General features: G+C 72.8%; 20 protein-coding genes and 1 pseudogene. 10 read left to right on the forward strand and 11 right to left on the reverse strand.

Annotated elements, in window-relative coordinates:
• A pseudogene (locus A6A08_RS28550) lies at window positions 1-312 on the reverse strand (ABC transporter ATP-binding protein); the annotation flags it as partial.
• Window positions 313-537: 225 nt separating this feature from the next.
• On the opposite strand from A6A08_RS28550, the gene A6A08_RS03640 reads away from it, so the two are divergent.
• From A6A08_RS03640 to A6A08_RS03650, 3 genes are all read left to right on the forward strand, one after another.
• Entirely contained in the window at window positions 538-1,491 is a 954-nt protein-coding gene (locus tag A6A08_RS03640; protein ID WP_073701264.1) for a GlxA family transcriptional regulator, read from the forward strand.
• A gap of 48 nt (window positions 1,492-1,539) precedes the next feature.
• Complete coding sequence (locus A6A08_RS03645; protein WP_242422097.1) at window positions 1,540-2,205, forward strand: DJ-1/PfpI family protein; 666 nt, start codon at window positions 1,540-1,542, stop codon at window positions 2,203-2,205.
• Between the two features lie 100 nt (window positions 2,206-2,305).
• Window positions 2,306-3,292: a DUF2332 domain-containing protein gene (locus A6A08_RS03650; RefSeq protein ID WP_073701266.1), complete on the forward strand. Its 987-nt coding sequence runs from the start codon at window positions 2,306-2,308 to the stop codon at window positions 3,290-3,292.
• A 60-nt stretch (window positions 3,293-3,352) separates the two neighbouring features.
• Here A6A08_RS03650 and A6A08_RS03655 read toward each other — a convergent pair whose 3' ends face one another.
• The gene (locus A6A08_RS03655) at window positions 3,353-4,342 is read right to left on the reverse strand and encodes an adenosine deaminase (RefSeq protein WP_073701093.1); all 990 of its coding nucleotides are present in this window, start codon (window positions 4,340-4,342) and stop codon (window positions 3,353-3,355) included.
• A gap of 202 nt (window positions 4,343-4,544) precedes the next feature.
• Here A6A08_RS03655 and A6A08_RS03660 point away from each other — a divergent pair, with 202 nt between their 5' ends.
• The 3 genes from A6A08_RS03660 to A6A08_RS03670 all read left to right on the forward strand — a co-directional run bounded on the left by A6A08_RS03660 (window position 4,545) and on the right by A6A08_RS03670 (window position 7,221).
• Complete coding sequence (locus A6A08_RS03660; RefSeq protein WP_073701094.1) at window positions 4,545-5,711, forward strand: aminotransferase class V-fold PLP-dependent enzyme; 1,167 nt, start codon at window positions 4,545-4,547, stop codon at window positions 5,709-5,711.
• Window positions 5,712-5,840: 129 nt separating this feature from the next.
• Entirely contained in the window at window positions 5,841-6,650 is an 810-nt protein-coding gene (locus A6A08_RS03665; RefSeq protein WP_242422098.1) for a MerR family transcriptional regulator, read from the forward strand.
• A gap of 10 nt (window positions 6,651-6,660) precedes the next feature.
• Window positions 6,661-7,221, forward strand: a complete 561-nt coding sequence (locus A6A08_RS03670; RefSeq protein WP_073701267.1) for a hypothetical protein — start codon at window positions 6,661-6,663, stop codon at window positions 7,219-7,221.
• A 136-nt stretch (window positions 7,222-7,357) separates the two neighbouring features.
• Here A6A08_RS03670 and A6A08_RS03675 read toward each other — a convergent pair whose 3' ends face one another.
• Both A6A08_RS03675 and A6A08_RS03680 read right to left on the reverse strand, forming a co-directional pair.
• Window positions 7,358-8,548: an FAD-dependent oxidoreductase gene (locus A6A08_RS03675; protein ID WP_073701095.1), complete on the reverse strand. Its 1,191-nt coding sequence runs from the start codon at window positions 8,546-8,548 to the stop codon at window positions 7,358-7,360.
• A complete protein-coding gene (locus tag A6A08_RS03680) occupies window positions 8,545-9,120 on the reverse strand; it encodes a TetR/AcrR family transcriptional regulator (RefSeq protein ID WP_073701096.1) in 576 nt (191 codons plus the stop codon). The genes A6A08_RS03675 and A6A08_RS03680 overlap by 4 nt, the downstream gene beginning before the upstream one ends.
• A 190-nt stretch (window positions 9,121-9,310) precedes the next feature.
• Between A6A08_RS03680 and A6A08_RS03685 the strand changes: the two genes are divergently transcribed.
• The gene (locus A6A08_RS03685) at window positions 9,311-10,327 is read left to right on the forward strand and encodes a MerR family transcriptional regulator (protein ID WP_073701097.1); all 1,017 of its coding nucleotides are present in this window, start codon (window positions 9,311-9,313) and stop codon (window positions 10,325-10,327) included.
• A 169-nt stretch (window positions 10,328-10,496) separates the two neighbouring features.
• On the opposite strand, the gene A6A08_RS03690 is transcribed toward A6A08_RS03685, so the two are convergent.
• Complete coding sequence (locus A6A08_RS03690) at window positions 10,497-10,877, reverse strand: Hsp20/alpha crystallin family protein (RefSeq protein WP_073701098.1); 381 nt, start codon at window positions 10,875-10,877, stop codon at window positions 10,497-10,499.
• A 106-nt stretch (window positions 10,878-10,983) separates the two neighbouring features.
• On the opposite strand from A6A08_RS03690, the gene A6A08_RS03695 reads away from it, so the two are divergent.
• Window positions 10,984-11,427 carry a pyridoxamine 5'-phosphate oxidase family protein gene (locus A6A08_RS03695; RefSeq protein ID WP_073701099.1) on the forward strand — a complete coding sequence of 148 codons (444 nt, stop codon included), beginning with the start codon at window positions 10,984-10,986 and terminating at the stop codon, window positions 11,425-11,427.
• Between the two features lie 211 nt (window positions 11,428-11,638).
• Here A6A08_RS03695 and A6A08_RS03700 read toward each other — a convergent pair whose 3' ends face one another.
• Window positions 11,639-12,670 (reverse strand): aminotransferase class V-fold PLP-dependent enzyme, encoded by a 1,032-nt coding sequence (locus A6A08_RS03700; protein ID WP_073701100.1) that lies wholly within the window; start codon window positions 12,668-12,670, stop codon window positions 11,639-11,641.
• A 12-nt stretch (window positions 12,671-12,682) separates the two neighbouring features.
• Entirely contained in the window at window positions 12,683-13,663 is a 981-nt protein-coding gene (locus A6A08_RS03705) for a phosphotransferase family protein (protein WP_073701101.1), read from the reverse strand.
• Between the two features lie 212 nt (window positions 13,664-13,875).
• Between A6A08_RS03705 and A6A08_RS03710 the strand changes: the two genes are divergently transcribed.
• On the forward strand, window positions 13,876-15,117 hold the full coding sequence (locus A6A08_RS03710; protein WP_158069253.1) for an MFS transporter: 1,242 nt from the start codon (window positions 13,876-13,878) through the stop codon (window positions 15,115-15,117).
• 32 nt (window positions 15,118-15,149) lie between these two features.
• Here A6A08_RS03710 and A6A08_RS03715 read toward each other — a convergent pair whose 3' ends face one another.
• Window positions 15,150-16,334 carry a GDSL-type esterase/lipase family protein gene (locus A6A08_RS03715; protein WP_073701103.1) on the reverse strand — a complete coding sequence of 395 codons (1,185 nt, stop codon included), beginning with the start codon at window positions 16,332-16,334 and terminating at the stop codon, window positions 15,150-15,152.
• An 82-nt stretch (window positions 16,335-16,416) separates the two neighbouring features.
• Window positions 16,417-16,986 (reverse strand): TetR/AcrR family transcriptional regulator, encoded by a 570-nt coding sequence (locus tag A6A08_RS03720; RefSeq protein ID WP_073701104.1) that lies wholly within the window; start codon window positions 16,984-16,986, stop codon window positions 16,417-16,419.
• 462 nt (window positions 16,987-17,448) lie between these two features.
• On the opposite strand from A6A08_RS03720, the gene A6A08_RS03725 reads away from it, so the two are divergent.
• Window positions 17,449-18,432, forward strand: coding sequence for an NAD(P)/FAD-dependent oxidoreductase (locus tag A6A08_RS03725; RefSeq protein WP_073701105.1), 984 nt, complete (start codon window positions 17,449-17,451; stop codon window positions 18,430-18,432).
• A 108-nt stretch (window positions 18,433-18,540) separates the two neighbouring features.
• Here the strand turns inward: A6A08_RS03725 and A6A08_RS03730 are convergent, their stop codons facing one another.
• Both A6A08_RS03730 and A6A08_RS03735 read right to left on the reverse strand, forming a co-directional pair.
• The gene (locus A6A08_RS03730; protein ID WP_073701106.1) at window positions 18,541-19,248 is read right to left on the reverse strand and encodes a helix-turn-helix transcriptional regulator; all 708 of its coding nucleotides are present in this window, start codon (window positions 19,246-19,248) and stop codon (window positions 18,541-18,543) included.
• A gap of 121 nt (window positions 19,249-19,369) precedes the next feature.
• Window positions 19,370-20,146 (reverse strand): putative protein N(5)-glutamine methyltransferase, encoded by a 777-nt coding sequence (locus A6A08_RS03735; protein ID WP_073701107.1) that lies wholly within the window; start codon window positions 20,144-20,146, stop codon window positions 19,370-19,372.
• Window positions 20,147-20,268: the final 122 nt, after the last annotated feature.

Consider the following 20,268-nt stretch of genomic DNA (forward strand, 5'->3'; position numbering starts at 1 on the left):
GTGGCCGGTGATGGCCTGGGCGAGGGTGGGGTGGGGGTGGGTGGTGAGCAGGTGGGTGTTGGTGTGGGTGTTCAGGTGGCCGTGGGTGGGTGTGGTGTGGCCGGTGAGCAGGTGGGTCAGGGCGGTGGTGGCGGTGGTGGACAGGCCGACCAGGGCCAGGTGTTGTCCTGGGTGCAGGGTCAGGTCCAGGTGGTTCAGGAGGCGGGTGCGGGCCTGGGTGAGGGACACGTCGTGGAACTCGACCAGGGGTGTGGCGGGTGTGGGGGCGTGGTCGGGGTTGCGGCGTAGTCTGCCTCGGTTGGAGAGCCTCACGGGTGTCCGTTCGTGTGGTGTGGTCGTCACCTGCCTGGGATTGTCCTGCGCGGACGAGAGTTCTCGTGATCTTTGTGTGGTGTGGCTCTCGTGGGTGCGGCGCGGGACGTGGGGGGAACGGCCGGTGGGGGATGGTTGGTTCCCGGGGGGTGCCCTGGTGTGGATGGCAGGAAGGGTGGGGTGTGCGACCTTGTGGCCACGGGGGCGGGGCGGTGGGATGGGGCCATGGTTCACGAGGTGGTCGTCGTTGTCTTCGACGGGGTGCAGAGTCTGGACGTGATGGGGCCGTTGGAGGTCTTCGCCGGTGCGGCGCGGGCGCCGGGGGCCCGGTACCGGGTGCGTACCGCCTCGTTGGGGGGTGGGGCGGTGACCTGTTCCAACGGGGTGGGGTTGGTGCCCTCGGCCGCTCTGGAGGAGGTGGAGGGGATCGGCACCCTGGTGGTGCCGGGCGGTGAGGGCGCCCGGCGCGGGGATGGGGAGCTGGTGGAGTGGTTGCGGGGGCGCTGCGGGGACGCGGGGCGGGTGGTGTCGGTGTGCACGGGGGCGTTCCTGTTGGCGCGGGCGGGGGTGTTGGACGGGTTGCGGGCGACCACGCACTGGGATCACTGTGAGCGTTTGGCGCGGGAGTTTCCGCGGGTGCGGGTGGAGTCGGAGCCGATCTTCGTGCGGCAGGGACGGGTGGTGACCTCGGCCGGGGTGTCGGCGGGCATCGACATGGCGCTGGCGTTGGTGGAGGAGGACCTGGGGCGGCGGGTGGCGTTGACAGTGGCGCGGCACCTGGTGGTGTTCCTGCGCCGTCCGGGTAACCAGGCGCAGTTCTCGGCCCCGTTGTCGGCGCAGGTGGCGCAGCGTCCGGCGGTGCGGGAGGTGCAGCACTGGGTCGTTGAGCATCCCGAGGGTGAGGCGTCGGTGGAGGCGTTGGCGCGGCGGGTGGGGTTGTCGCCGCGCCATTTCGCGCGGGTGTTCGCGCGGGAGGTGGGGTGTACGCCGGGCCGGTATGTGGAGCGGGTGCGGTTGGAGGCGGCCAGGCGGTGGTTGGAGGAGAGTGATGCCGGGGTGGTGGCGGTGGCGCGCCGGTGCGGGTTCGCCTCGGCCGAGGTGATGCGGCGGGCGTTCGTGCGGGCGTTGGGGTGTTCTCCGGCGCAGTACCGGGAGCGGTTTCGGCCGCAGGGTGTGTGAGTTCTTTTCGGTGGTCCCTGTCCGGTCGGGGCGGGGAGTGGTCGTGGTGTGCGGGTGAGGGGTGTGGTCGTGGTGCGTGCGGCGATCGCGTTGTTCGAGGGTGTGACCCTGTTGGATGCGGTGGGTCCCTATGAGATGTGGGCCGGGCTGCCGGGGGTGGAGGTGGTCTTCGTGGCCGCTGGGCGCGGGCCGGTGCGTGATGGGGGCGGGACGGGCGCGCTGGTGGCCGATGCGGCCTTCGGGGAGGTGGAGCGGGCCGATGTGGTGTGCGTTCCCGGCGGTGTGGGCCAGGCCCGCCACATGGACGGCGGCCCTTTGGTGGAGTGGGTGCGTGCGGTGGACGCGGCCAGTACCTGGACGACGTCGGTGTGCACGGGGTCGCTGGTCCTGGCGGCGGCCGGGTTGTTGGAGGGGCGTCGGGCCACCTCGCACTGGTTGGCGTTGGAGGAGTTGGGGCGCCGGGGTGCCCGTCCGGTGGAGGAGCGGGTGGTGGTGGACGGCAGGTACGTCACCGCGGCGGGGGTGTCGGCGGGCATCGACATGGGTTTGGTGTTGGCGGAGCGGATGGCGGGGGAGCGGGCGGCGCAGGTGGTGCAGTTGGCCACCGAGTACGACCCGCGGCCGCCGTTCGGGGCGGGATCACGGCACACCGCTCCGGTGGAGGTCGTGGAGTGGATGCGTGCGCGTTCGCGGTTCGCCCTGCGGGGGCGGTGATGCCCGGGGGCGGGGGGTGAGTGCCGTCACGGGGCCGTGCCGGTGCGGGCGGGGTAGGAACACGGCACCTGTGTCCCCCGGTTTCGAGGAGTGGTGGTTGGTGGAGCACGTGGCCGGTGCCGGTCGAAGTGTGGAGCGCGTCGTGGAGTGGTATCGGGGTTTCGCGGAGCACTGTGCGGCCGCCGGTGCCCCGGCCTATGCGCGTATTGCCGGGGCCCTGGCCGAGGATGAGCGGGTGTTGGGGTTGGTGGCCTCGCTGCCGGAGGGCAACAAGCGCCAGCCCAACCTGTTGTTGGGGGCGGTGCGGTTCCTGGGCGGGCCGGTGTCCTCGTGGGAGGAGTTCGGGCCCTGGCTGGTGGAGCACTGGGAGCAGGTGCGCCGGGTGGTGATGCAGCGCCGTACCCAGACCAACGAGGTGCGCCGGTGCGCGACGCTGCTGCCGGTCCTGGCGGGGCTGGAGGGGCCGTTGGCGTTGGTGGAGGTGGGGGCGTCGGCGGGGTTGTGCCTGCAGGTGGACCGGTACCGCTATTCCTATGACGGGGGTGACCCCATCGGTCCGTCCGGCAGTCCGGTGGTGCTGGAGTGTGCGACCTCGGGTCCGGTGCCGGTTCCTGAGCGTGTGCCGGAGGTGGTCTGGCGGGCGGGGATCGACCTGGACCCGTTGGATGTGCGTTCGGATGAGGACATGCGGTGGTTGGAGGCGCTGGTCTGGCCGGGGCCGGACGAGGTGCGGCGGCGGGAGCGGTTGCGTGCGGCGGCGCGGGTGAGCGCGCAGGATCCGCCCTGGTTGGTGGCCGGTGACCTGGTGGAGCAGTTGCGGGTGGTGGCGGAGCGCGCTCCCGGGGATGCGCGGCTGGTGGTCTTTCACAGTGCGGTGCTGGCCTACCTGCCCGGGGAGCGGCGGGAGGCGTTCGTTGCGGCGGTGCGGGAGCTGGAGGGGCACTGGGTGTCGAACGAGGGGGCGCGGGTGCTGCCGGATCTGGTGGGGGCGCGTCCGGAGGCCGGTGGTGACTTCGTGGTGGCCCTGGACGGGCGTGTGGTGGCTTGGGCCGGTGAGCACGGGCAGTCGCTGGCCTGGGTGGGCTGAGCGGGTGGTCTCCGGCGGACCCCGACCCTCGTTGTGGTGGTGGGGCCCGCCGTGTTGTGGCTACCAGGGGTGGGGGTGGGCGTCGACCTCGGCGATGAGTTGGGCTTTGCGCCGGGGTGGCAGGAAGGAGGCGGTGAAGGAGTTGCGGGCCAGTTGGCGCAGTCGGTCGGCGCTCAGTCCCAGGTGGGTGTGCAGGGCCTGGAAGTTGTCGTGGACGTAGCCGCCGAAGTAGGAGGGGTCGTCGGAGTTGACGGTCACCAGCAGGCCGGCGTCCATGAGGGCGGGCAGGGGGTGGTGGGCCAGGTCGGGGACGGCGCGCAGGCGCACGTTGGACAGCGGGCACACGGTCAGCGGGGTCTGGGTGGTGGCCAGGTGGCGGACCAGGTCGGTGTCGTCCAGGCAGCGGATGCCGTGGTCGATGCGCTGGGCGCCGAGCAGGTTCAGGGCCTGCCAGATGTAGGAGGCGGGGCCTTCCTCGCCGGCGTGGGCGACGCGGTGCAGGCCCAGGTCTCGGGCGGCGGCGAAGACCTCGGTGAAGTTCTCGGGCGGGTTGCCGATCTCGGCGGAGTCCAGGCCCACGGCGCTGATGTGGTCCAGGTGGGGGCGGGCTTGGTGGAGGGTGTCCAGGGCTTCGGTGGCGGGGCGGTCGCGTAGGAAGCACAGGATGAGGGTGGTGCTGATGCCGTGGGTGTGTTCGCTGGTGTCCAGTGCGGCGGCCAGGCCGTTGACGACGGTGTCGATGCTGATGCCGCGGCTGGTGTGGGCCTGGGGGTCGAAGAAGATCTCGGCGTGGCGTACTCCCTGGGCGGCGGCGCGGGTCAGGTAGGCGTTGGCCAGGTCGGTGAAGTCGGCTTCGGTGCGCAGTACGTCCATGAGGGAGTAGTACAGGTCCAGGAAGGACTGCAGGTCGGTGAAGGAGTAGGCGCGGCGTAGGTCCTGGACGTCGGTGTAGGGCAGGGTCAGGCCGTTGCGGTGGGCCAGGGTGAAGGCCAGTTCGGGTTCGAGGGTGCCTTCGATGTGCAGGTGCAGTTCGGCCTTGGGGATGGGCATGGTGTGGGTGGGGTCCTTTCGGTTCGGGTGTTGTGTGGCCATTGTGGCTGATGGGTGTGGGTGTTGCGGGTCGGGGCGCGGTGGGCGGGTGGGCTGGGTCGGGTCTGGTTGGTGGTCTTCGGTGCGGGGCTGGTGCGCTGAGGGGGCGTGTGGTGGGTAGGTTCGCCGTGGTCGTGTCGTGTGGGATGTGAGGAGGCCGCGGGTGGGGATCGATGTGGACGCGGTGCGTGCGGAGACGCCGGCGGTGGCCGAGGTGGTGCACCTGAACAACGCGGGTTCGTCGCTGTCGCCGGTTCCGGTGGTGGAGGCGGTGGTGGAGCACGTGCGGTTGGAGGCGCGCCTTGGTGGTTATGAGGCGGCTGAGCGTGCTGAGGCTGCGGTGGAGGGGTTCTACACCGGTGTGGCGCGGATGGTGGGGGCGCGCCCGGAGGAGATCGCTTTCGTGGAGAGCGCCACGCGGGCGTGGGAGTTGGCGTTCGGTTCGGTGGCCTTCGAGGCGGGGGATCGGGTGTTGACCACGGTCAGTGAGTACCCCAGTAACGCGTTGGGGATGGTCAAGGCCGCCCGTGAGCGCGGGGTGCGGGTGCAGGTGGTGGAGGATGACGCGTTCGGGGTGATGGACCTGGAGGCGTTGGAGCGCGAATTGGATCGGGGCGGGGTGCGGGTGGTGGCGGTCAACCACATGCCCACGCACAACGGGTTGGTCAATCCGGTCGAGCGGATCGGGGCGCTGTGCCGTCGGGCGGGGGCGTTGTTCCTGTTGGATGCGTGCCAGTCGGTGGGCCAGTGGGATCTGGATGTGGAGCGGATCGGGTGTGATGTGCTGACGGCCACGGGGCGTAAGTTCCTGCGTGGTCCGCGGGGGACGGGGTTTTTGTACGCGCGTTCGGGTGCGGATCTGGGTGAGCCGCCGGTGGTGGACGTGTCCTCGGCGCATTGGGAGGGGCGGGGGTACCGGGTGCGTGAGGACGCGCGCCGGTTCGAGAGCTTCGAGCGCAGTGTGGCGGGTCAGATCGGGTTGGGGGTGGCCGCGGGTTACGCGGTGGATGTGGGGTTGGCGGCGATCCAGGAGCGGGTGGGGGCGTTGGCCGGCCGTGCCCGGCAGGGGTTGTCGCAGGTGGATGGTGTACGGGTGTTGGACCGGGGGGCGGAACGGTCGGGGATCGTGACGTTCGCGGTGGAGGGGGCCAGTGCGGAGGGGGTGCGTGCGGCTCTGGGGCGCTGCGGGGTGCATGTGAGTGTGTCGCGGGTGTGGAACCAGGTGTGGGAGCGCGAGGTGGCGGTGGATGAGGCGGTGCGGGCCTCGGTGCACTACTTCAACACCGAGGAGGAGGTGGAGACGTTGGTGCGCCTGGTGAAGGAGCGCTAAGACGGGGTGTGGCCCCGCCGTGGCGGGGTGTGTGGCGGCCTCACCGTGCGCGGTGGGGCCGTTCTGTGTGCGGGCGCCCCCCGGGTGGGTGTTGACCGTGCCCTTGGGGCAGGGGCCGCACTCATGGGCATGGTCTCCCACGGACACGCTCAGGGCGGGCTCTCCCCCAAGGCGCTGCGGTTGTACGAGAGGTCGGGTCTGCTGGTGCCCCACCGGGTGGATCCGTGCAACGGGTACCGGTGGTACCTGGTGGAGCAGCTGGGGCGGGCCCGGCGGATCCGGCTGCTGCGTCGGATGGGCATGCCCTTGTCGGTGGTGTCCCAGGCGATGGCGGCCGGTGGGCGGGAGGCCGCGGAGCGGGTGGAGTCGTGGTGGCGGGCCCAGGAGGAGGCGTTGCGTGCGCGGCGCGGTGCGCTGGAGGAGCTGCGCCTGTCCTGGAGCGGCGGCGACGGCGGTGGTGCGGGGGCTGGACCGGTGTGTCGGGTGGGGGTGGAGAGCGCGGGTGCGGTGAAGGTGGCCGCGATGCGGGCCCGTACCGACCAGCAGCGCCTGGTGGCGACCTTCCACGAGCGGGCCGAGCGGATACGCGGTCATCTGCGCGGGCAGGGCGCGAGCCCGACGGGGCCCTTGTGGGTGCTCTACCACGGGTCGGTGACCCCGGACGGGGCGGCGCTGATCGAGGTGGCGGTGCCCTTCATCGGTCACGCCGAGCCGTGTGAGGGGGTGGTGATCCGGTTGGAGGGCGCCCACACGTGTGCGGTGTGCCGGGTGCCGCGCCGGGACTGCTTCCCGGCGCGGATCATGGGCGCCTACGCGGCGGTGGAGCGGTGGGTGCAGGCCCGTGGCGCCCAGCCGTGCGGGGTGTTCCGGGAGGTCTGCCCGGCGGGTTGGGGGACGTGGCCGAGGAAGAGGTGTTCGCGCTGGTGGCGCGGCCGGTGAGGGGTGTGTGATGGAGGAGCGTGTGCGGCGGTGGGCGGGGCACACCCGCTACTCCGGTCCGGGTGTGTACGCCCCGGTGCTGGAGCGGTTGCCCGAGGGGGTGGAGGGGATCGGCCGGGTGGTGCGCGGTGTGCTCGCCCACTACCGGGCGGGGGGTGTGGCGTGGTCCGGGGCGCGGTTGGCCGAGATCGACCACCGGTGGGTGGAGTCGATGCTGGCCACCGACGCGGTCCGTGACGGGCGTCCGTGGGCGGCGGGGCGGCGGGTGCCGTTGGTGGGGTGCTGCCGTGACTACGTGTTGTTGGAGTTGGCCCACCGGCAGGGGGATGAGGTGCTGTTGTGGGACAGCTGGGGGGTGATGGAGCGGTGGGGTGACAGCGGGCTGGTGGATGAGGTGGCCGGTTTGCTGGTGGCGGCCGATGGGGGCGATGGTGCGGCGGAGGAGGAGTTGGCGGCCTGGTATGCGCGTGATGGGCGGTTGAGGCCGCGGGGGCGGGTGTACTGTGCCTCGCCGTCGGGGTACCGGGGGTGGGTGGACCTGGTCCGGCGGGTGGGTGAGCCCGCCGTGTGAGTGCTTCGGTGAGGGGTGCATGGTCGGGTAGAGGGGTGTGCCGGGGTCTTGCTCCTCTGATGGGCGGGTGGTGCCGTTGCGGTGCCCGCCCGAGCGGCTGGGGCGGCTTTTGCGGGTGCGGGGTGGGCTCGTGGCCTCACCTGGTCCGGCCGGTGGCGCCCAGGGGAGTGTGTTCGCGGACGGCGGGGGTGGGTTTGCCGGTGAGCACGCCGGCCAGCAGGCGGCTCACGCCCGGCAGGCCGGTCGTGTGCAGTGCGGCGCGGCGCAGGAGCAGCCGGGCGCGGGTGGGGGGCAGGAACCAGCGGGCGGTGCGGCGGGCGGCGCGTTGGCGCTGTTCGACCTCGGGGCGCCACTGCTGTTCGTAGCGGCGCAGTCCCGCCTCCAGGGTGGGGGCCGAGGCCAGGTGTTCGGCCAGGATGAAGGCTCCGCCCACGGCCAGGGAGGCGCCCTGGCCCGCGAGCAGGGAGACCGCGCCGCAGGCGTCGCCGAGCAGGACGGTGCGTGCCCGGCTCCAGTGGGGTGTGAGGGTCTGGGCGACCTGGTCGTAGTAGACGTGTTCGGGGTCGGGGCAGTGCTCCAGGGCGCGGGGGACCAGCCAGCCCAGGTCGGCGTGGGTGCGGCGGAGTTCGGCGCGGGGGTCGGCGGGTGTTCGGGGGGTGGGGCTGCGGTGCACGGTGAAGGCGGCCACGCGGCCGTCGCGCAGCCCGTACAGGCCCATCTGGGCGCCGGTGGTGTCGGTGAGGTAGAAACCGCCGTCGACCCGGGCGTGGATGCGGGGGTCGGTGAAGGTGAAGGCGGCGGTGTGGAAGCCCAGGTAGCGCAGGTGGTCGGTGTCGGGGCCCCAGAGCAGGCGGCGCACGGTGGAGTGGATGCCGTCGGCGCCGATGAGCAGGTCGCCGGTCAGGGTGCGGCCGTCGGCGAGGGTGGCCTGGACGGTGTCGCCGTGGTGGTGGACCTGGCGCAGGGGTGCGTCGTAGTGCACTTGTACGTCGTCGGGGAGGGTTTCGCGCAGGGCGCGTTCGAGGTCGGGGCGCATGAGGGAGACCATGCCCAGGTGGGAGAGCTGCTGGATGCCGAGTGTGGCGCGGGGTGTGCCGTGGTGGTCGACGAAGGTGGCGTGGTCGATGTGGTAGCCGAGTTCACGTAGGCGGGGCAGGAGGCCCATGAGGTCGGCGGCCTGGTAGCCGGGGCCGAAGAAGTCGATCATGTAGCCCTGGGTGCGTGGGCCGGGGGCCTGTTCGAGGACGGTGACCTGCCAGCCGTGGGTGTGGAGTCGGTGGGCGGCGGCCAGGCCGGCGATGCCGGCTCCGCAGACGAGGGCTCTCATCGGGGTGCTCCTGGGTGGTCGTTGGGTGTGAGGAGTCGGTGCAGGACGGGTTCGACGGTGGGGGCGGTCAGGTCGGGGTCCAGTGCGCGGTGGAGCATGATGCCGTCCAGGGCGGCGGCCAGGGTGGCGGCGGTGGCGTGGGGGTCGGGGACGTTCGCGGTGGTGAGCCAGGTGGTCAGGTGTTGGCGTAGCTGGTCCAGGACCTGGGTGATGGCCTGGCGCAGGTTCGGGTCGCGGGTGGCGGCCAGGTAGGTCTCGGTGACCAGGCGTGAGGCGGGGTCGTCGCCGGGGTAGCGGTCCAGGTCGTCCAGGATCAGGGCGAGTCCTTCGCGGGGTGTGGTGCCCTGCAGGTGTGTGGTGGCTTCTTCGGCGATGGTGCGCAGGGTCTGGGCGGCGGCTTCGGTGAGCAGGGCCTGCAGGGAGGTGAAGTGGTAGTGCACCAGGCCGGGGCCGACTCCGGCGCGTTGGGCCAGGGTGCGGGTGCTGACCGCTGACCATCCGCGTTCGCTGATGAGTTCGGCGGCTGCCTGGAGCAGGCGTTCGCGTACGTGTGTGCCTTGTGTGTTCGTCACCGTGCCACCTTTTGGTCATCTGCCCTGGGCACTTGCCTTGGTCGTTCGCCCAATTATGAGCATGGCACAGTGCCTCCGGGCGGGGCAAGGGTCCCGGCCCGGCGGTGGTGGGTTCCGTGGTCCTCGCCCTCGTGGGTGCGGGGCGGGCGGGTCTTGCGTCTCATGTGGCTTGAGGCTCCACAGTGGCCTCATGAACGACCGCGAGCTGTACCCCATCGGAGACGCCGCCCGCCGCAGCGGCCTGAGCGTCAGCGCCGTCCGGTTCTACGCCGACGTCGGAGTCGTCGATCCCACCGGCCTGACCGCGGCGGGGCACCGGCTGTACGACATCGACGCCATCGCCCGCCTGGAACTGGTGCGCACCCTGCGCGAGCTGGACACCGACCTGGAGGGGATTCGCCGCATGCTCGAGGGCGGTATGGCCCTGCACGACCTGCTCACCACGCACCTGGAGGTCGTCGAGCGCCAGGAGCGCACGCTGCGGGCCCGGCGTGCGGTGCTCAGGGCCCTGATCAGACAGGGCGGCACGATCGCGCGCGCGGACCTGATGCACCGACTCGTCTCGATGGCCGACGAGGAGCGCGAGCGGATCGTCGACGACTTCTGGAACGACGTCAGCGACGGCCTGGACGTTCCCGAGGGCTTCGTCGACCGGTTGCGGACGATGCGCCCGGTCCTGCCCGAGGACCCCACCGCCGCTCAGCTCGAGGCCTGGATCGAGCTGGCCGGGTTGGTGCGGGGTCCGGCGTTTCGCGCCGCGGTCCGCACCTACCTGCACCGGACCTACTCAACCGATGTGGGGCGAAGCGTGGCCAGCGCGCCGTTCCAGGACTTCGTGCACGGCAGCGGGGCCTCGCTCATGGAGGACCTCCTCGCCGCCCACCGCGCCGGTGAGTCCCCCCGGTCCCCGCGGGTGCAAGAGGCCGTCACGCGCTTCATGGAAGCGGCCGCGGCGCTGTCCGACGCGCCTTTCACCCCACAGGTCCGAGACCGGATGGCCGACGGGTACCGGCGGATCCCCGACCTGCTGCGCCGCATCGCCGAGGAGGACGCCGCCTGTGAGGGCCCCGTCTACGACGACACCCACGGCCGGTACCTGTCCCTGGTGGCGGTGGTCAACGGGACCGCGCCCGAAGGGAACGGACAGGATCCGATCCCCTACGTCTGGATCGCCGAGGCCATGGGCGCCCCGGTCGCCGGCTCCTGAGCTCCTCGCCGCCGCGGGACCTGCCTTCGTCCCGCGTCGGTGGCGCACGTCCCCGTCTGCGGGGCGCGGGCCGGGTGTGGTGCTTCGCGAAGGTCGCCGCAACCCGGGGGAAGGGGGGAGGGTGTGAGGTCCCCCGTGGTCCTCACACCCTCCCAGGGCCCGCGTCGCCTCAGGCGGCGCCGCCTTGGTCGATGAGGACCTTGCGCGGCCTGGCCTGGTCCGCTACCGGGACGCGCAGGCTCAGGACGCCGTCGGTGTAGTCGGCGCTGATGTTGTCCGCGTCCAGGTTCTGGCCCAGGCGTAGCCGGCGGGTGACGGTGCCGGTGGGCCGCTCGGCGACCAGGACGCGGCCCTGCTCGTGCCTGGCGGGTCGCTGGGCGCGCACGGTGAGCACGTTGCCCTGCGCCTGCAGGTCGATGCTGTCGGCGTGGACGCCGGGCAGGTCGATGCTGACCAGGAGCGCGTCCTCGGTGCGCACCACGTCCATGGCGGCCTCATGCAAGGCCGGGGAGCGGGTGACGTTGAAGGGGATGGTGCGGGTGAGAAGCATGTGATGACCCCGAAGAATCTTCCTTGATGCTGTCAGACTCAAGTTTATTGATCGACATGGGTGCGTCAAGGCGGTGTAGGGTACGCCACAACCGGGTTCTGGGATCATGGGGAACACACACCCGCCCGCAGGAGACGAGGTCGCCGTGCCCCACACCGCCGATGAGGATGCGTTCCTGGACTTTTGGCGCGAGCGCCGCCTGTGCATGCTGGCCAGCCCGCGCCCGGACGGCAGCATCCACCAGGTGCCGGTCGGGGCCACCTACGATCCCGACCGGCACCTGGTGCGGGTGATCTGCTCGGCCACCAGCTACAAGGCGCGTAACCTGGCCGCCCACCCGGGGACCCGGGTGTCGGTGTCCCAGGTCCAGGGGCGTATGTGGTGCACCGTGGAGGGCACCGCGGCGGTGACCCGGGAGGCGGACGCGGTGGCCGAGGCGGAGCTCCGCTACACCGAGCGCTACCGCGCCCCGCGGCCCAACGCCGACCGGGCGGTCATAGAGATCACCGTCACCCGGGTACTGGGCAACGTGCGTCCCGAGCGCGGGTGAGAGCGCGCCCGCCGCGGCGCGGGTCAGGGCGATGGTCCCGGCGCTGGTGGCGCCCGGTGGTGAGCGGTCCCGGTCGCCAAAGCGTGCCGTCGCCTCCGGCCCCGCCCCCGCTCCAGCGGCCGGTGTGCGGCCGTGGTGGGCGGGTGGGGTCCTCGGCGCGGAGCGAAGCGCCGCGTGCGCGCCGGAAACCGGTGGGTTCTCGCCGTCGCCGCTACCGGAGCAGGACCTTGGCGGCCCGTTCGGCGTCGTCGAGGGTGTTGTACAGGTGGAAGGACAGGCGGGTGCGGCCCCCGCGCTGGGTGGTGATGATCCCGGCCCGGGCCAGGCGCTCGGTGGCGTCGTCCTGGTCGAGGCTGGTGATCGCCGAGTGGGCCGGTTCCTGGCCCAGGGCGGCGCGGAAGTGGTCGGTCAGTGTGGTGTTGTGCTCGTGTACCCGTTCCAGGCCCACCTGGAGCAGTACCCGGGTGGAGGCGGCCGCGGCCAGGGCCGCGAACCAGTTGGGTGAGGTGTCGAAGGCCCGCGCGGTGGGGGCCAGGTCCATGTCGGTGGCGTACATGGCCGCGGCGGCCTGGCGTGCGGCGGACGGGCCGGCGTTGTTGGGGCGCAGCCGCTCGCGCAGGGAGGGGGCCAGGTAGGCCAGTGCCAGGCCGCGCGGGGCCATGAACCACTTGTAGGCGGAGGCGATCAGGGCGTCGAAGTCGGTGGCGCGCAGGGGCATCCATCCGGCGGCCTGGGTGGCGTCGGCCACGACCAGGGCGCCGTGGGCGCGGGCCGCGGCCACGATGTCCTCGGTGGGGGCCAGACGCCCGGTGGCGGACTGTACGGGGCTGAAGGCGACCAGGTGGGTGTGCTCGTCCACGGCCTGGGCCAGCTCGTCCAGGGGGACGGCGCGCACGGTGAGGCCGCGGTCGGCCTGGGCGTGCCAGGGGAAGACGATGGAGGCGAAGTCGCCCTGGGGGACCAGGACGCGGGCGCCGTCGGGCAGGCTGGCGGCGATGGTGCCCGCGATCTGGGCGGTGCTGGTGCCCAGGGTGAGGTCCTCGGCGGGTGCGCCCACCAGGGCGGCCAGGTTGGTGCGGGCCTGTTCCAGTTCCCTGCCCCAGGCGGCGGGGTCGCCGGTGGCGGTGCGCCATCCGTCCAGGGCCCGGGTCAGGGCCTGGTGGGCGGGGGCGGGCGGGATGCCGTACTGGGCGGTGTTGAGCCAGACGGTGTCGGTGTTCCACAGGTCGGGGATCGTGTCCATGGCGCGAGTGTTTCAGGTGGTGGTGGCCAGGGCGGCGTGGAGGTTGTGTTCGGCGATGGCGAGCATGCTGTCGCGGTCGGGGAAGGGGCCGTCGAGCAGGCGCAGGGGTCCGGCGACCAGGGACAGGTGCATGGCCAGGGCGTACAGGTCGGTGCGGGCGCCGTCCAGGGGCCGGGTGGTCAGGCGCGGGTGGTGGTGGCCAAAGCGCAGGCGCAGGAAGACGTGTTCCCATTCGGCGTCGAAGAACATCAGTCCCTCGATGTCGATGAGGGCGGGGATGCCGTCGGTGTCGACCAGGACGTGGTCGGGGCCGAGTTCGCCGTGGATGAGGACGTGTTCGCCGCGGGGGGTGATGCGCGCGGCCAGGGTGTGCAGGGTGTGGGTGAGGCGTTGGTGGTGTGCGCGGGCGCGGGGGTCGCGTGCGGCGGCCTCGTCCAGGTCCTGCAGGGCCCGTCGCAGGATCAGGTGGTGGCAGGAGGGGGCGGTGGGGGTGACGCCGTCCAGGACGTGGGCGACCTTGCCGAAGGCGGGGGCCTGGTGTCCGTGCATGGTGCGCAGGGTGTGGGCGAGGCGGTCCAGGACGCCGGTCATGGCTTGGGGGTCGTGGTGCAGGCGTTCTTCGAGGGTGGGACCGGGGATGTCCTCGACCACGGCCAGGGCGCCGGGGTGGTGGGTGGCGGTGGTGTCCAGGGCGTACAGGCGGGGCACGCGCACACCCAGGTCGGTCAGCCTCCGGTGGGCGGCGGTGAACAGGTGGGGGCCCGAGGCGTGGGAGAAGGGGTCGGCCGGGTCGGTGCTCTGCGCGTCGGTGGGCCAGTAGTCCTGGCTGTCGTGCCACAGGTAGGCGATGACGGTGGTGTCGGCCAGGGTGAGGCGGTAGACGCCCTTCTTGGTGCCGCCGCGCAGGCGTTGCACGGTGTGCGCGGGTCCGGGCTGGTCGAGTAGGGCGGGCACGGCACGGGCGAGGGTGTGGTGGGCGGTGGGCGCGCTCATGGTGTTCCCGGGGGTCGTGGTGGGGTGAGGGGGCATCCTCGCACGGCGCGGGCCCGGCGGGCCACGGGTTTGGCGGTGGGTCGTGCGGTTCCGGCCGGCCCCTGGAGAGGGGTGGGGGAGGGCGGGTCCGTCTCTGTCGCAGGTGCGCGCTAACGTGCCCGGGTCAGGAAACCACCGCCTCCGGCAGGCCCGTCGTCATGGAGGTCGCCCCGATGGTTCGTCGCGGACACGGACCTCCACGGCTCTACTGGGCCTGGCTGGCCGGAACCGGAGCGACGGCGCTGGGCACCCAGATGCTGGTCTTCGGGCTCGTGTGGCACGCGGCCCTGCTCAGCCCCGGTACGGCCGCGGCGGTGCTCTCGGCGCAGGTCGTGCCCCGTGTTCTGCTGACCTTGCACGGGGGCGCGCTGAGCGACCGTGTCGGGGCCCTGCCCGTCATGGTGGCCGCGAACGTGGTTCTGTGCGTCCTGGCGGCCGCGGGTGCCCTGGCCATGTCCGCGGTCGATCCCGGTCCGGCCGCCATGGTCGTGACCGCGCTGGCCCTGGGCACGGTCGACGCGGTCAACATTCCGGCTTCGGCGTCGGTTCCCAAACTGCTGGTCCCCTCCGCCGCCATGGGCCGTGCCATGGCGGCCCGGCAGATCGTCCTGCAGGGCGCCGTGCTGTGCGGGCCGCCGTTGGGAGGGGCCGCGATCGCCTTTCTCGGGTTGCCGGCCACCTACGGGGCCGGGGCCCTGGGCTACCTGGTGATGCTCATGGTGCTGCGCTTCGTGCGCTCTCGGGCACGGTTTCCGCCTCCCGCCGATGCGGGAAGGGGGCTGAACCGCCAGGTGGGGCAGGGGGTGAGGATCGTGTTCGGCACGCCGCTGCTGCGTGCGGTCGTGCTGCTCACCGGGGCCTTCGCCATGTTCGTCATCCCCTTCTCCCCGCTCCTGGTGCCGGTGGTCTCCACCGTGCGCGGCTGGGACGCGGTGGCCACGGGAGCGGCGGCGGGCGCTTTCGGCGCCGGTATGGCCTGCGTGACCGTCGTGGTCCTGTGGCGCGGGACCGTGTCGCGCGCCGGGTCGGCCGCCGCTTGGGGGATGGTCGCCGCCGGGGCGGGGGTCGCGGTCGCCGCGGCCGCTCCGGGGGCGACGGTCTTTTGCCTGGTGTCCTTGGTCGTGGGTCTGGGCACCGGCGTCTTCTCCACCCATGTCGGGCCCCTGTTCATGGCCGCCTGCCCACGGGAGGCGGTGGGGCGGGCCCAGGCTGTGGTGACCCTGGTCCAGTGGGTGCCGCTGTTGTGGGCCAACCCGCTGATCGGCGTATTGGCGCAGACCTGCCCGGTGACCGCTCTCCTGGCACTGTGGGGCGGCGGGGCGGGTGCGGCCGGAGCGGCGGCCCTGTGCGCGCGGACCTTCCGTACGGCGGTCCTGTCCCGGGGCGCCCGGGAAACCCAACGGGAGAGCGGTTGAGGCTTCGGCCCGGCGGCGCCGGAAGGGGTGCCTCAGGTGTTCTCGGTGGAGAAGGGGCCGCCCGCGCCGAAGGCGAGCGCGGCGAAGCGTTCGCCGATGCGACGGTGCGCTGCGGCGTCGGGGTGGAGCTGGTCGGGCAGCGGCAGCTCGGCGAAGTCCGCCTCGCCGTAGAGGTCGCATCCGTCGAGGTAGCCCAGGTTCGGGTCCTCGGCCGCCCGCTGCCGCACGATGCGGGACAGCTCCTGGCGGATGAGGGTGAGCGTCAGCTTCCCGGCGGCGCGCTCGTCGGGGGCGCCGGTGGCCCGGAATCGGAGGCGTCCGGTGCTCAGGGCGCTGAGGTCGAAGGCTCCGGGGCCGGGGGTGTCCTCGTGGATGGGGCAGTAGAGGGGGGAGACCACCAGCAGCGGTGCGGTGGGGTGCCCCTCGCGGAGGGTGTCGAGGAAGCCGTGCACGGCCGGGCCGAAGGCGCGCAGGCGCATCAGGTCGGTGTTGACCAGGTTGATGCCGATCTTGACGCTGATCAGGTCGGCGGGGGTGTCGCGCATGGCGCGGGCGGTGAAGGGGTCGAGCAGGGCGCTGCCGCCCAGGCCGAGGTTGACCAGTTCCACGCCGCCCCGGGAGGCGGCCAGTGCGGGCCAGGTGGTGGTGGGGCTCGCGGCGTCGGAGCCGTGGCTGATCGAACTGCCGTGGTGCAGCCACACCCTGCGCTCTGCCGGTGGTGCGGCCTGGACGGGGGCGTCGGTGCGCAGGGCCACCAGTTCGGTGGTCTCGTTGTGCGGGAGCCAGATCTCGACGTCCTTGACGCGGTCGGCCAGGCCGGTGAACCGTGCGGTGCCCACGGGGCCGGGCCGGTTCTGGGCGGTTGCGGTGCTCATGTCGATGGTCACGGTGTTGCCGCCGCTCACACTGGCCTGGTCGGTCAGGCGGCCGTCCACGAGCAGGTCGTACACGCCGTCCGGGCGGGGCGGGGCGCCCTGGTAGACCCTCTTGGTGGGCAGTGTGTCCAGTTCCACGGTGGTGGCCCGGGTGCGAAAGGCCAACCGTACGCCGGAGGGCTGGGACTCGGCCATGGCCAGCTGCGGGTCGGCGCACTGTGCGCGGGCCCGGGCGGGCAGGCGGTGGGGCAGCACGCCGTGTTCGGTGTGCTCCAGGTCCAGGGCGCCGCGTAGCAGGTCCGGGGTGATGGGCGTGGTGGTCCAGTGGTGCGGGGTGTGCATGTTCAGCCTGTGGGTCGGAGTGTGCGGGGTGCTTGCGGTGCGCTGGTCGGGTGCGTGTGGTCGGGGTGGGTGCGGGGTGTGTTCAGGGCTCGGGCCAGTTCCGCAGCAGGGCGTCCAGGGCGTCCATGGTCCGTGACCAGGTCTGTTGGGTGTCAGGGGCGCTGTGGCTGAACCCTCCGCCCATCTCCAGGCTCACGTAGCCGTGGAAGACGCTGCCCAGCAGCCGGACCGCGTGGGTCTGGTCCGGTTCGGTCAGGTCGTAGCCGCGCAGGATCGCCCGTGTCATCTGGGCGTGCCTGACGCCGGCGCTGGCGGCGGCCGTGGCGGGGTCGAGTCTGAACTGGGTCGCGGCATAGCGGCCGGGGTGTTCGCGGGCGTAGTCGCGGTAGACGTCGGCCAGGGCGGTCAGGGCGTCCTTGCCGGCCCGGCCGGCCAGGGCGTCGGCGGCCCGGTCGGCGAGTTCCTCCAGGGCCAGCAGGGCGATCCGGGTCTTGAGGTCGTGGGAGTTCCTCAGGTGTGAGTACAGGCTCGCGACCTTGACGTCGAATCGTCGTGCCAGCGCCGAGACGGTCACGTGGTCGAAGCCGACCTCGTCGGCCAGTTCCGCTCCCGCCCTGGTGAGGCGCTGCGGTGTCAGTCCTGCGCGTGCCATACCCTTCCTCCCGTATGCCTTCAACGACATTACATTTTCCTAATAGGTTTAGGCAAATTCCTGTGCCTTCATGGCGGTGGTGAAGGCGCGGTGCCCGGGGCGCCGGTACGCGTGGACGGCGTCCTTCCGGCGCATCCGGCCCGGAGAGGGCGGCGCCGGGGCGCCGAGTGTCGCGGGAGCGTGTGAGCATCGACTCCCCACCCGGCGGGGAGCAACCCCCATGCCGTGCCGGGCCTACCCGGACTCCACCGAGGACAGGGCCGGACCGACCCCGCGCACGCTCGGCGAGCGCGCCGGGGAGAGGGGCTGCGGCTCCCCCTCGGTCAGGGCGGGCGCCATCGTCCGGTGGCCGGCCGAGGACGACGGCCCGGGGTGCGCCCACACCCCCGGTTTGCTGGAGTGGCAAATAACTTTGTCAGGTCTTGGGGGCGGGCACAGCATGGGCGGTGAAAGGGGAACACCATGGACACCACCACACCACCCACCACCACCGAGAACCACCACGAGGTCGTCGTCATCGGCGGGGGCGCCGCCGGGCTCTCCGGAGCCCTGGCCCTGGCCCGCGCCCGACGCTCGGTCCTGGTCGTCGACGACGGCCGACCCCGCAACGCCCCCGCCGCGGGCGTGCACACCTTCCTGACCCGCGAGGGCACCCCGCCCACGGAACTGCTGGAGACCGGCCGCGCCGAGATCACCGGCTACGGCGCCCAGGTGCGCACCGGCCGTGTCGTGGACGCCCGGGCCCGCGCCCAGGGGGGTTTCGGCCTGCGCCTGCAGGACGGGGCCGCCCTGACCGCCGACCGGCTCCTGGTCGCCACCGGCCTGGCCGACGAGCTGCCCGGGATCCCGGGGCTGGCCGAGCGGTGGGGCCGCGACGTCCTGCACTGCCCCTACTGCCACGGCTGGGAGGTGCACGACGAGGCGATCGGCGTCGTGGCCACCAGCGCCATGGCCGTGCACCAGGCGCTGCTGTGGCGCCAGTGGAGCTGCGACATCACCCTGTTGCAGCACAGTGCCGCGGACCTGGACCAGCACGAGCGCGACCGGTTGCGCGCACGCGGTGTGCGCGTGGTCCCGGGTCCGGTCGCGAGGGTGCGGACCGAGGAGGGGCGACTGGTCGGGGTGGAGATGGCCGATGGCACCACCGTGGCGCTGAGCGCCCTGGTGGTGGCCACCCACATGCGGGCCCGGGTGCGGGGCCTGGAGGGATTGGGACTGAAGGTGGTCCCGGCCCAGGCGATGGGCCAGGTGGTGGGCACACAGGTGGAGTCCGACGCGACGGGCGCCACCAACGTGCCGGGCGTGTGGGTGGCGGGCAATGCCGCCACCCCCTTCGAACAGGTCATCGGCGGTGCGGCCGCCGGGCTGCGGGCGGGTGCGGCGATCAACGCCGACCTGGTCGCCGAGCAGGCCCGCCGTGCGGTGGAGGACCTCTCCGCCGCCTGAGCGCCCGGGGGCGCCCGGACGGGCCGCGGGGGCGCGGCCCCGGCCGTACCGTACGCGGTGGCCACAGGAGGGGCCACCGCGTGCGGTACGGGGGCGTGGCGCGGATACTCAGCGCAGTGCCGACGCCTCGATGCCCAGCAGCTCCCGCCAGGCGCGTTCGCCGTGGTCGGTGACCCTCAACGCCCGCCCCGTGCCCGCGGGCACGCACCAGTGCGAGGCCAGGGCGTGCCGGCACAGCGCGGCTCCGGCCGCACCCGCCAGGTGGGTGCGGCGCTCGGTGAAGTCCAGGCACGCGCGTACCAGCGGGCGCCGCCCCGTGCGCGGCAGGGGTATGCCGTGCTCGGCGAACCAGGCCAGTCCCGCGTCGGTCAGCGCGAACCCGGTGTCCTGGCACAGCAGGCCCCGGTGGGTCATCGCTTCGGTGAGGGCGCAGCCCAAACGTCCGGCCAGGTGGTCGTAGCAGGTGCGTGCCAGCGCCAGCGCCCGGTCCGCGCGCACGGTGCGCAGGTTGCGGGGGCGTTCGCCGACGGGGGTGGGCTCGGCCTGGGCGGCCAGGGTCTCCACCAGGTGTGCGGCCCGGGTGTCGGCCAGGCGCACGTAGCGGTGGCGGCCCTGGCGCTGCTGGGCGAGCAGTCCGCCCCGGACCAGTCTGCTCAGGTGGTCGCTGGCGGTGGAGGCGCCCACGCCGGTGTGGCGGGCCAGCTCGCCCGCGGTCCAGGCCCGCCCGTCCAGCAGCGCCAGGCACATCCGGGCGCGGGTGGGGTCGGCGAGCAGGGCCGCCAGGGCGGCCAGGCGGTTTCCGTCAGGGGCGTGCATGCTCTCCAGGATGGGGCGGGCACCGTGCGGCGGCGACCGAAGCGTCGCCGCCGCGGTGCGTTGCACGGGGCGGGCGGATCCGCGCACGGCGCGGTGCGGGTGTGCGCCCGCCCCCGGGGGGTCAGCGGGTGCCGGTGAGCACGGTGGCCTCACGCTCGGGGCAGCAGGACACCTCGCAGGACAGGCCGCCCCGGGCGAAGGCCTGCCTGGCGGCGCGGACCTGGTGTTCCTGCACCTCCACCAGCAGGTGGCCGCCCGGAGCCAGCCACCGCCCGGCCTGGGCGGTGACGCGGCGGACCAGGTCCAGGCCGTCCGCGCCGCCGTCCAGGGACCGTTGGTTCTCGTGCACGCGTGCTTCGGCGGGCAGCAGGGCGATCCGGTCGGTGGGAACGTAGGGCACGTTGGCGACCAGGACCTGGACGCGCCCGCGCAGCCGCTGCGGCAGGGCGCGGTACAGGTCGCCGTGGTGCACCCGATGGCCGGGCAGGTTGCGTCGGGCGCAGGCCACGCTGGCCGCGTCGATGTCGGCGGCGTGCAGGGTGATGTCGTCGCGTGTGTGGGCCAGGACCGCGCCCAGGGCACCGGAGCCGCAGCACAGGTCGACGGCCACGGCGCCGGGGGTGAGCAGGGAGGCGGCCTTGCGGGCCAGGAACTCGGTACGGGGGCGGGGGACGAACACGCCCTCGTCCACCTGTAGGCGCAGTCCGCAGAAGGCGGCCCATCCCAGGACGTGTTCGAGTGGCAGGCCCGCGCAGCGGCGGTCGGCCATCGAGGCCGCTTCTTCTGGGGTGCGCGCTGTGGAGGTGATCAGGTGTGCTTCCTCCTCGGCGAAGACGCAGCCCGCCGAGCGCAAACGTGTGATCAGGGTGGAGGAGGGTGAAGAGGGTGGGGACGCCACGAAAGCCTTCCAGGAGACTGTCGGGCGTTCCGTCAGGACGCGGTGGTGTGTCCTGGGGGTGGGAACGCCCAGCCTGCGACAGGGGGAATCGTTCTCACCTCCTCGGCCGGTCCTTGCGGTGC

The sequence above is a fragment of the Nocardiopsis sp. TSRI0078 genome, assembly GCF_001905145.1.
In the GTDB taxonomy this organism is placed as follows: Bacteria; Actinomycetota; Actinomycetes; order Streptosporangiales; family Streptosporangiaceae; genus Nocardiopsis.

Bases quoted from the DNA above. Each gene is read 5' to 3' on its own strand.
- A6A08_RS03640 (WP_073701264.1), top strand. From the start codon at position 538: ATGGTTCACGAGGTGGTCGTCGTTGTCTTCGACGGGGTGCAGAGTCTG.
- A6A08_RS03655 (WP_073701093.1), bottom strand. From the start codon at position 4,342: ATGCCCATCCCCAAGGCCGAACTGCACCTGCACATCGAAGGCACCCTC.
- A6A08_RS03665 (WP_242422098.1), top strand. From the start codon at position 5,841: ATGGTCTCCCACGGACACGCTCAGGGCGGGCTCTCCCCCAAGGCGCTG.
- A6A08_RS03670 (WP_073701267.1), top strand. From the start codon at position 6,661: ATGGAGGAGCGTGTGCGGCGGTGGGCGGGGCACACCCGCTACTCCGGT.
- A6A08_RS03675 (WP_073701095.1), bottom strand. From the start codon at position 8,548: ATGAGAGCCCTCGTCTGCGGAGCCGGCATCGCCGGCCTGGCCGCCGCC.
- A6A08_RS03685 (WP_073701097.1), top strand. From the start codon at position 9,311: ATGAACGACCGCGAGCTGTACCCCATCGGAGACGCCGCCCGCCGCAGC.
- A6A08_RS03690 (WP_073701098.1), bottom strand. From the start codon at position 10,877: ATGCTTCTCACCCGCACCATCCCCTTCAACGTCACCCGCTCCCCGGCC.
- A6A08_RS03695 (WP_073701099.1), top strand. From the start codon at position 10,984: ATGGGGAACACACACCCGCCCGCAGGAGACGAGGTCGCCGTGCCCCAC.
- A6A08_RS03700 (WP_073701100.1), bottom strand. From the start codon at position 12,670: ATGGACACGATCCCCGACCTGTGGAACACCGACACCGTCTGGCTCAAC.
- A6A08_RS03705 (WP_073701101.1), bottom strand. From the start codon at position 13,663: ATGAGCGCGCCCACCGCCCACCACACCCTCGCCCGTGCCGTGCCCGCC.
- A6A08_RS03710 (WP_158069253.1), top strand. From the start codon at position 13,876: ATGGTTCGTCGCGGACACGGACCTCCACGGCTCTACTGGGCCTGGCTG.
- A6A08_RS03715 (WP_073701103.1), bottom strand. From the start codon at position 16,334: ATGCACACCCCGCACCACTGGACCACCACGCCCATCACCCCGGACCTG.
- A6A08_RS03720 (WP_073701104.1), bottom strand. From the start codon at position 16,986: ATGGCACGCGCAGGACTGACACCGCAGCGCCTCACCAGGGCGGGAGCG.
- A6A08_RS03725 (WP_073701105.1), top strand. From the start codon at position 17,449: ATGGACACCACCACACCACCCACCACCACCGAGAACCACCACGAGGTC.
- A6A08_RS03730 (WP_073701106.1), bottom strand. From the start codon at position 19,248: ATGCACGCCCCTGACGGAAACCGCCTGGCCGCCCTGGCGGCCCTGCTC.